The following is an 8454-nucleotide window of genomic DNA, read 5'->3' on the forward strand; positions in this document are numbered from 1 at the left end:
CTCGAGCGCCTCGCCGAGGAGCGCCGCAAGCTCGACGAGATGCTGACCGAGTTCGACGAATATGCCCGCGAGCTGCGCCGCGCCAAGGACCAGGAAGAGTTCGACCGCTTCATGGCGAACCGCAGCAAGTCGACCGCGCCGACCACAACGAGCGATACGACCGGAAAAACCGCCCCGAAGCGCGGCAAGGGCACCAACCTGCTCGACGACTGAGACCAGGCGACAGGTCTCAGCTTGACACAACGGCGTCGCGTGAGCGGCGCCGTTTCTTTTTTGTTCTCCATGTGGCCTCACTCCTCTGGCCGTTTTCCTCGAATCGCGTATCGTCCAGCCATGACCCTCGGCTTCTTTCGCAACCTGACCAAGCCAAAGCCCAAGCCCGTCGTGGAGCGCGAGCATTGCGTCGCCGGCCGCACGCTGCCGCTCAAGATCGTCGAGAGCGCCAGGGCCCGGCGGCTGACGCTGCGCATCGATTCCGGCGGCCAGGGCCTGCGCATCACCGTGCCGCCCGGTCTGCGCCGTGGCGAGGTGGAGAAATTCCTCGACCGCCATCAGGACTGGCTGGAGCAGCGCCTGGCCAAGGTGCCGACACGTCCACAGGTAAGGCCGGGCATCAAGATTCCGGTTCGCGGCGTGCCGCACCGCATCGTCCATGAGCCGGCAAAGCGCGGCACCGTCACCGTCTCGCGCGACGAGCGTGGCCCGCTGCTGATCGTCCATGGCGAGCGCATCCACTTGCCGCGCCGCATTGCCGACCATCTGAAGCGCGAGGCCAAGCGCGAGATCGAGAAGCTGGTGGTCAAGCATACCGAGGCGATCGGCAAGCGCGCCAAGGCGATCCGGTACAAGGATACCTCCAGCCGCTGGGGGTCATGCACCTCGGAGGGCAATCTCTCCTTCTCGTGGCGCATCATGATGGCGCCGCCGCCGGTCATCAATTACCTGGTGGCGCATGAGGTGGCGCATCTGAAAGAGATGAACCACGGCCCGAAATTCTGGAAGCTGTGCGAAAAGCTCTGCCCCGACACCGACCGCTGCAAGGACTGGCTGAAGCGCAACGGCGGCGCCCTGCAGGCGATCGTGTTTGAGTAGGAAAACCGCCGGCGCGCCAGCCGGGTTTCAGGGCGCGGGCCGTTCAATCATCATTCGCCGCATTCAGCTCCTCCGGTTTCAGCCCCTCTTCGCCCTGATGCGGCCACGGCAGGAAATTCCGGTCGAAGGCGTCGCTGCCGAAATAGTCGAGCGCCCGGTGCGCCTCGGCGCCGTTGAAGTCGGACTTCTCCATCAGATGCGCGATCACCTCGCGCGCTTGCGCGATCTTCTGCCTGAGTTCGGCGACGGTCTGGTCGGCCATTTGTCTGCTCCCGCCTGCATTGCCTTAAATTCAAGTTAGCGCTTTCTGATCATCCGGCAACAGCATGCTTTTTCTCGACTCTCGCGGCTTTTCGTGCCAATCCCGCGCCATGACGCTCGACATCAAGATCTGCGGATTGAAGACCGACGCCGCGATGGCCGCTGCCCTTGCCGGCGGCGCGAACCATGTCGGCTTCATCTTCTTTGCCAAAAGCCCGCGCTTTGTCGATCCGGCCGAGGCCGGCCGTCTGCGCCAGGCTGCCAGCGGCAAGGCCAGGGCGGTCGCCGTCACCGTCGACGCCGACGATGCCTTCCTCGATGAGATCATCGCCAAGGTGCGGCCCGATATGCTGCAGCTTCACGGCGCCGAAACGCCGGAACGGGTGGCGGAGCTTAAAGGGCGCTATGGCCTGCCGGCGATGAAGGCGCTGCCGCTCAGCGAGGCTTCGGATCTCGGACGGATAAAGCCGTATATCGGTATCGCGGACCGGTTCCTGTTCGACGCCAAGCCGCCGAAGGGTTCGCAATTGCCGGGCGGCAACGGCGTCGCCTTCGACTGGCGCATCCTTGCCGGCCTTGACGGCGGCGTCGATTACATGCTTTCCGGAGGGCTCAACGCCGCCAATATCGGCGATGCCCTGAGACTGGCCAACCCGCCCGGAATAGACATCTCGTCCGGCGTGGAAAGCGCTCCGGGTGTCAAGGATCCGGCGCTGATCGAGCAGTTTTTTCGGGCCGTCAGGGCCGCGCGCGACGATCGCGCCGCCTGAGGAAGTTTTCAAACCCGAGCATGTCCCGGAAACGTGGGAACCGGTTTTCCGACAGGGACATGCTCAGAAGTTAAGACTCAGGAGATCGGCGATGAATAAGCCGGCTATGCCCAATTCCTTCCGCACCGGGCCCGACGAGCAAGGCATGTTCGGCATTTTCGGCGGCCGTTTCGTCGCCGAGACGCTGATGCCGCTGATCCTCGATCTCGAAGTGGAGTGGAACAAGGCCAAGAACGACCCGGAGTTCAAGGCCGAGCTGCAGAACCTGTCCACCCACTATGCCGGGCGGCCATCGAAGCTCTATTTCGCCGAGGGCCTCACAAAACATCTCGGCGGCGCCAAGGTCTATTTCAAGCGCGAGGACCTGAACCACACCGGCTCGCACAAGATCAACAACTGCCTCGGCCAGATCCTGCTCGCCAAGCGCATGGGCAAGAAGCGCATCATCGCCGAGACCGGCGCCGGCCAGCACGGCGTCGCCTCGGCCACCGTCGCGGCGCGCTTCGGCTATCCGTGTGTCGTCTACATGGGCGCCACCGACGTCGCCCGGCAGAGCCCGAACGTCTTCCGCATGAAGCTGCTCGGCGCCGAGGTGCGGCCGGTCACCGCCGGCCACGGCACGCTGAAGGACGCCATGAACGAGGCCCTGCGTGATTGGGTCACCAATGTCGAGGACACCTATTACCTGATCGGCACCGCCGCCGGCCCGCATCCCTATCCGGAGCTGGTGCGCGACTTCCAGTCCGTGATCGGCACCGAGGCGCGCGCCCAGATGCTCGAGCAGGAAGGCCGGCTGCCAGACACCATCATCGCCGCCGTTGGCGGCGGCTCCAACGCCATCGGCCTGTTCCATCCCTTCCTCGACGACAAGGAGGTTCGCATCATCGGCGTCGAGGCCGGCGGTCGCGGCCTCGACGGCGTCGAGCATTGCGCCTCGATGAACGCCGGCAAGCCGGGCGTGCTGCATGGCAACCGCACCTATCTGCTGCAGAATGCCGACGGCCAGATCCTCGATGGGCATTCGATCTCGGCCGGCCTCGACTATCCGGGCGTCGGGCCGGAGCATTCATGGCTGCGCGACACGGGCCGCGTCGAATATGTGCCGATCCTCGACGACGAGGCGCTGGAAGCCTTCCAACTGACGACCCGTGTCGAAGGCATCATCCCGGCGCTGGAGTCGGCGCACGCCATCGCCCACGCGATGAAGATCGTGCCGGCCATGGACAAGGACCAGATCGTCATCGTCAACCTGTCCGGCCGCGGCGACAAGGACGTGCATACGGTGGCCAAGATGCTGGGCATGGAGATCTGATGATGGCGACCCGCATTGACCGCCGCATGGCGAAGCTCAAGTCCGAGGGCCGTCCGGCTTTGGTCACCTATTTCATGGGCGGCGACCCGGACTACGCCACTTCTTTGGCCATCATGAAGGCACTGCCGGGCGCCGGCAGCGACATCATCGAGCTCGGCATGCCGTTTTCCGACCCGATGGCCGACGGCCCGGCCATCCAGGCGGCCGGCCTCAGGGCGCTGAAAGGCGGCCAGACGCTGGTCAAGACGCTGAAGATGGCGTCCGAATTCCGCGCCGGCGACGACGAGACGCCGATCGTGCTGATGGGCTATTACAATCCGATCTACATCTACGGCGTCGACCGCTTCCTTGCCGATGCCAAGGCGAGCGGCATCGACGGGCTGATCGTCGTCGACCTGCCGCCCGAGATGGACGAGGAACTCTGCATTCCGGCGCTGAAGGCCGGCATCAATTTCATCCGCCTGGCGACGCCGACCACCGACGACAAGCGTCTGCCCAAGGTGCTGCAGAACACCTCCGGCTTCGTCTATTACGTCTCGATGACCGGCATCACCGGCTCGGCCCTTGCCGACACGGCCAAGGTCGCGGCGGCGGTCAAGCGCATCAAGGGCCACACCGTGCTGCCGGTCTGCGTCGGCTTCGGCGTCAAGACCGCGGAGCAGGCCCGGGTGATCGGCGCTTCGGCCGACGGTGTCGTCGTCGGCACGGCGATCGTCAACGCGGTCGCCAATGTGCTCGGACCGAAGGGCGAGAAGACCGCCGATCCGGCCGAAGCCGTCGCCACTCTGGTCAGCGGCCTGGCCCAGGGCGTGCGCTCGGCCCGCCTTGCTGCGGCCGAATAGTCTTACTACGTCTACCTTCCAGGACAGGAGCCGAAGCCATGAACTGGATCACCAACTACGTTCGTCCGAAGATCAATTCGATGCTCGGCCGGCGCACCGACATGCCGGAAAACCTCTGGATCAAGGATCCCGAGACCGGCGAGATGATCTTCCACAAGGACCTCGAATCCAACCAGTTCGTCATCCCGGTCTCCGGCCACCACATGAAGATCTCGGCCAAGGAACGGCTGAAATATTTCTTCGACGATGGCAAATACGAGACGCTGGAAAACCCCAAGGTCGTCCAGGATCCGCTGAAGTTCCGCGATGAGAAGCGCTACACCGATCGCCTCAAGGAGGCTAAGGCCAAGACCGGCCTGGAGGACGCCATCCTCAACGCCGCCGGCACCATCGAAGGCCTGCCGGTCATCGTCACCGTGCAGGATTTCGCCTTCATGGGCGGCTCGCTCGGCATGGCGGCGGGCGATGCCATCGTCCACGCCTTCGAGGTCGCGCTGCAGCGCAGGCGACCGCTGATCCTGTTCGCCGCCTCCGGCGGCGCCCGCATGCAGGAAGGCATCCTCTCGCTGATGCAGTTGCCGCGCACCACGGTCGGCGTCGACCGGCTGAAGGAAGCCGGGCTGCCCTATATCGTCGTGCTCACCAACCCGACGACGGGCGGCGTCACCGCTTCCTACGCCATGCTGGGCGACGTTCACATCGCGGAGCCCGGCGCGCTGATCGGCTTTGCCGGCCCCCGCGTCATCGAGCAGACCATCCGCGAGAAACTGCCGGACGGCTTCCAGCGCTCCGAATATCTGATGGAGCACGGCATGGTCGACATGGTGGTCTCGCGCCTGGAGATGCGGCCGACCATCGCGCGGCTGCTGAAGATGCTGCTCAAGGTGCCGGAGGCTGAGAAGCCGGTCGAGCCGGAGATCCTGCCGCCGGCTGTCGTCAACGCAGAAGCGCGGCCGCAGGCCTGACGCGACGTCGTTCGCCGCGAACCGCGATTGCGCCCGGTACGTCGAGCGCCTAGGATTCCGCCATGACAACGCTCGCCGCCGACCGCGCAATCGAACATCTGATGACGCTCCACCCGAAAGGCTTCGACCTTTCGCTGGATCGTATCGCCCGCCTGCTCGAGCGCCTGGGCAATCCGCAGGACCGGCTGCCGCCGGTCATCCATATCGCCGGCACCAACGGCAAGGGCTCCTGCGCCGCCTTTTCGCGGGCACTGCTGGAGGCGGCGGGCCATCTCGTCCACGTGCATACCTCGCCGCATCTGGTGAACTGGCACGAGCGTTACCGGCTGGCGGCCGAGGGCGGCGGCAGGCTGGTCGCAGACAAGGTCTTTGCCGAGGCCATTGCGCGCGTCGCCAAGGCCAATCAGGGCCAGAAGATCACCGTCTTCGAGATCCTGACCGCCGTCACCTTCATTTTGTTTTCAGAGCATCCGGCCGAGGCTGCGATCATCGAGGTTGGACTGGGCGGCCGCTTCGACGCCACCAATGTCATCACGCGGCCTGCGGTTTCGGTGATCATGCCGGTGTCATTGGATCACGAAGCCTATCTCGGCGACCGCGTCGAGGTGATCGCCGCCGAAAAGGCCGGCATCATGAAGCGCGGCTGCCCGGTGGTGATCGGCGCACAGGAAAGCGAGACGGCGCTCGAGGTGCTGATCGAGACCGCCGAGCGGCTGGATTGCCCGACTGTCGTTTACGGTCAGGATTTCCTGGCCTTCGAGGAGAACGGCCGCATGGTCTATCAGGACGAGGACGGCCTGATGGACCTGCCGCTGCCGCGCCTGCCCGGACGCTATCAATTCGCCAATGCCGCTGCGGCGATCGCCGCAGTCAAGGCCGCAGGGTTCGAGATCGGCCACCGCGCTGCCGAAAAGGCGATGGCACAAGTCGCCTGGCCCGCCCGGATGCAGAAATTGTCGCAAGGCAAGCTGGTTGATCTGGCCCCCAAGGGTGCCGAGATCTGGCTCGACGGCGGCCACAATCCGGGTGCCGGCGTCGTCATCGCCGAGGCGCTGGCCGAGCAGGAAGAGAAGAACCCGCGCCCGCTGATCCTCATCTCCGGCATGATCAACACCAAGGACCAGAGCGGTTATTTCAGCGCCTTCAAGGGGCTTGCCCGCCATGTCTACACCGTGCCGGTGAGCAAGAGCGACGCCGGGGTGCCGAACGACGAGCTGGCGCTGCGCGCCGCCGACGCCGGCCTGTCGGCCGAGCCGGTCGGCTCCGTCGCCAATGCGCTGATGCTCCTGCGCGACACCTGGGACGGCCCGCCGCCGCGGATTCTCATCGGCGGCTCGCTCTATTTCGCCGGCGCGGTGCTGGACGAGAACGGCACGCCGCCGACCTGAAAATCAGGAAACAGGTGCGGATTTCGGCGGGGGCCGGAAGGAGCCGGTCATGATCAAGGTGAGGCAGCTCGCCCATGTCTGCATCTTCGCGAATGACCTGGAGGCGACGCGCCGCTTCTACCGGGACGTCCTCTGCATGGACACAAGGTTCAATTTCCTGCGCGACGGCAAGATCTTCGGCTTCTACCTCGATTGCGGCGGCCGCAGCCATGTCGAGGTGTTCGAGAAGAGCGAGGCCAGCTACAGCGAGCGCAACCAGATCAACCACTTCTGTCTCGAGGTGGAAGATATCGACGTGGCCATCGCTCACATCCGCTCGAAAGGCGTCGAGGTCACGCCGAAGAAGCTCGCCTGCGACGACACCTGGCAAGCATGGGTCAAAGACCCCAATGGGGTGAAGATCGAGCTGTTCGAATATACTGCAAAAAGCGCGCAATTCACCGGCGGCAATCGCGTCGCCGACTGGTGAGCCTGGTTTAACGACTCACTTCAGCTCGATCTCGATGAAGGCGTATTCGCCGTCATTGGCGTTGATGACGTCGTGCTCGACGCCTTCCTTGCGGAAATAGGGCGCGCCCTTTTTCATCTCGGCGAAGGATTCGCCGTCCTTGGTCAGAAGCTTCACCTTGCCGTCCATCAGCGGCACCACGACATAGTCGTGGCCGTGGCGATGCCAGCCGGTGTTGGCGCCCGGGGCGAAGCGGTATTCGGTGACGATGACCCGCTCATTGTCGACAAAGACGGTGGCCTTGGCTGTTCCGGTCATGGGACTCTCCTTTCCGCCAAGAAAAGGAGATGAGGCCCGCCGACGTCAGGGCCAGAGCGCCATCAGCGATGACGCCAAAGAAAAGCCCGGCGCGATTGGCCGGGCTTATTCGTCGAATCTTTGGATTGGCTCAGGCGAGGCTGCCGTTGATCCAGTGCGACAGCGCGGTCTTCGGCGCGGCGCCCACCTTCATGTCGGCCACTTCGCCGCCCTTGAAGATCATCAGCGTCGGGATAGAACGCACGCCGTACTGCGCGGCCAACTCGGGATTCTCGTCGATGTTGAGCTTGGCGACCTTGATCTTCGAGCCGAGCTCCTTGGCGATTTCTTCCAGTGACGGGCCGATCATCTTGCACGGACCGCACCACTCCGCCCAGAAATCCACCACAACCGGCTCCTTGGCGTTGAGCACATCGGCCTGGAAATTGCCCTTGTCGACCTTGACGGTGGCCATGCTGAAATCCTTTCGAAAACTCGGGGTTGCACCAAATGTGGTGGTTGTGGCGGTGATGTTCAAGCAGTTCTTGTGTCACGCTCCCGTGAGTCGGGCAAGGGCATCGTCCATGGCCTTTGCCGGCAGCTCGATCAACCGCGGCGCCTCGGTGAAGAGCAGCGCAGCCGTAACGTCGCGGCCTGGGTAGAGCGGCTTGAGCAGGGCGCGGTAGAGCGCAAGCTGCAGCACATAGGCCGGCGGTACTTCGGCCAGGCTCGCCGGCGCCGGCCGGTTGGTCTTGTAGTCGACGATCGAGACCTTTTCCGACGTGACGGCCAGCCGGTCGATCTTGCCGGAGATGGAGCGCAGCTTGCCCTTCACTTCCAGGCTGCCCATGACCGCGACTTCCGCCCGCGAGGACGGCGAAAACAGCGCGTCGAAACGGCCGTCGGAGAGGATGGAAGACACCGCCTCCAGCGCCTTGCCGCGCTCCCCCGCCGGCCAATCGGCGCCGGCGCGCGCCAGATAGCGCTGCGCGGCGTCCTTACGCTCGCCTTTGGCGACCGAAGGCAGCATCTGCAGCAATTTGTGCAGGGCCAGTCCGCGCATCACCGCGAAGCTAGGC

12 protein-coding genes are annotated in these 8454 nt (G+C 64.5%); 8 read left to right on the forward strand and 4 right to left on the reverse strand.

Annotated features, from left to right (window positions below):
• Together EOA29_RS16950 and EOA29_RS16955 are read left to right on the forward strand one after the other, a co-directional pair.
• Window positions 1–213: DUF2852 domain-containing protein (locus tag EOA29_RS16950; RefSeq protein WP_127221174.1), on the forward strand; the 213-nt coding region annotated here is incomplete at its 5' end.
• A 120-nt stretch (window positions 214–333) separates the two neighbouring features.
• On the forward strand, window positions 334–1092 hold the full coding sequence (locus tag EOA29_RS16955) for a M48 family metallopeptidase (protein WP_126090871.1): 759 nt from the start codon (window positions 334–336) through the stop codon (window positions 1090–1092).
• A 43-nt stretch (window positions 1093–1135) separates the two neighbouring features.
• On the opposite strand, the gene EOA29_RS16960 is transcribed toward EOA29_RS16955, so the two are convergent.
• Window positions 1136–1354 carry a hypothetical protein gene (locus EOA29_RS16960; protein WP_126090870.1) on the reverse strand — a complete coding sequence of 73 codons (219 nt, stop codon included), beginning with the start codon at window positions 1352–1354 and terminating at the stop codon, window positions 1136–1138.
• A 109-nt stretch (window positions 1355–1463) separates the two neighbouring features.
• Between EOA29_RS16960 and EOA29_RS16965 the strand changes: the two genes are divergently transcribed.
• The 6 genes from EOA29_RS16965 to EOA29_RS16990 all read left to right on the forward strand — a co-directional run bounded on the left by EOA29_RS16965 (window position 1464) and on the right by EOA29_RS16990 (window position 7099).
• Entirely contained in the window at window positions 1464–2123 is a 660-nt protein-coding gene (locus tag EOA29_RS16965; RefSeq protein WP_126095679.1) for a phosphoribosylanthranilate isomerase, read from the forward strand.
• A 91-nt stretch (window positions 2124–2214) separates the two neighbouring features.
• Entirely contained in the window at window positions 2215–3435 is a 1221-nt protein-coding gene (gene trpB, locus EOA29_RS16970; RefSeq protein ID WP_126090869.1) for a tryptophan synthase subunit beta, read from the forward strand.
• Window positions 3436–3437: 2 nt separating this feature from the next.
• Entirely contained in the window at window positions 3438–4277 is an 840-nt protein-coding gene (trpA, locus tag EOA29_RS16975; protein ID WP_126090868.1) for a tryptophan synthase subunit alpha, read from the forward strand.
• A gap of 38 nt (window positions 4278–4315) precedes the next feature.
• Window positions 4316–5242 carry an acetyl-CoA carboxylase, carboxyltransferase subunit beta gene (accD, locus tag EOA29_RS16980; RefSeq protein WP_126090867.1) on the forward strand — a complete coding sequence of 309 codons (927 nt, stop codon included), beginning with the start codon at window positions 4316–4318 and terminating at the stop codon, window positions 5240–5242.
• Window positions 5243–5304: 62 nt separating this feature from the next.
• Window positions 5305–6630, forward strand: coding sequence for a folylpolyglutamate synthase/dihydrofolate synthase family protein (locus EOA29_RS16985; RefSeq protein WP_126090866.1), 1326 nt, complete (start codon window positions 5305–5307; stop codon window positions 6628–6630).
• A gap of 49 nt (window positions 6631–6679) precedes the next feature.
• Complete coding sequence (locus EOA29_RS16990; RefSeq protein WP_126090865.1) at window positions 6680–7099, forward strand: VOC family protein; 420 nt, start codon at window positions 6680–6682, stop codon at window positions 7097–7099.
• Between the two features lie 15 nt (window positions 7100–7114).
• Here EOA29_RS16990 and EOA29_RS16995 read toward each other — a convergent pair whose 3' ends face one another.
• From EOA29_RS16995 to EOA29_RS17005, 3 genes are all read right to left on the reverse strand, one after another.
• Complete coding sequence (locus EOA29_RS16995) at window positions 7115–7396, reverse strand: cupin domain-containing protein (RefSeq protein WP_126090864.1); 282 nt, start codon at window positions 7394–7396, stop codon at window positions 7115–7117.
• 130 nt (window positions 7397–7526) lie between these two features.
• Window positions 7527–7850 (reverse strand): thioredoxin, encoded by a 324-nt coding sequence (gene trxA / locus EOA29_RS17000; RefSeq protein WP_126090863.1) that lies wholly within the window; start codon window positions 7848–7850, stop codon window positions 7527–7529.
• 75 nt (window positions 7851–7925) lie between these two features.
• A partial coding sequence (locus EOA29_RS17005; RefSeq protein ID WP_189478912.1) for a PD-(D/E)XK nuclease family protein occupies window positions 7926–8454 on the reverse strand: 529 nt, incomplete at its 5' end.

Origin of the sequence: Mesorhizobium sp. M1E.F.Ca.ET.063.01.1.1 (genome assembly GCF_003998155.1) — a bacterium.
Classification (GTDB): Bacteria; Pseudomonadota; Alphaproteobacteria; order Rhizobiales; family Rhizobiaceae; genus Mesorhizobium.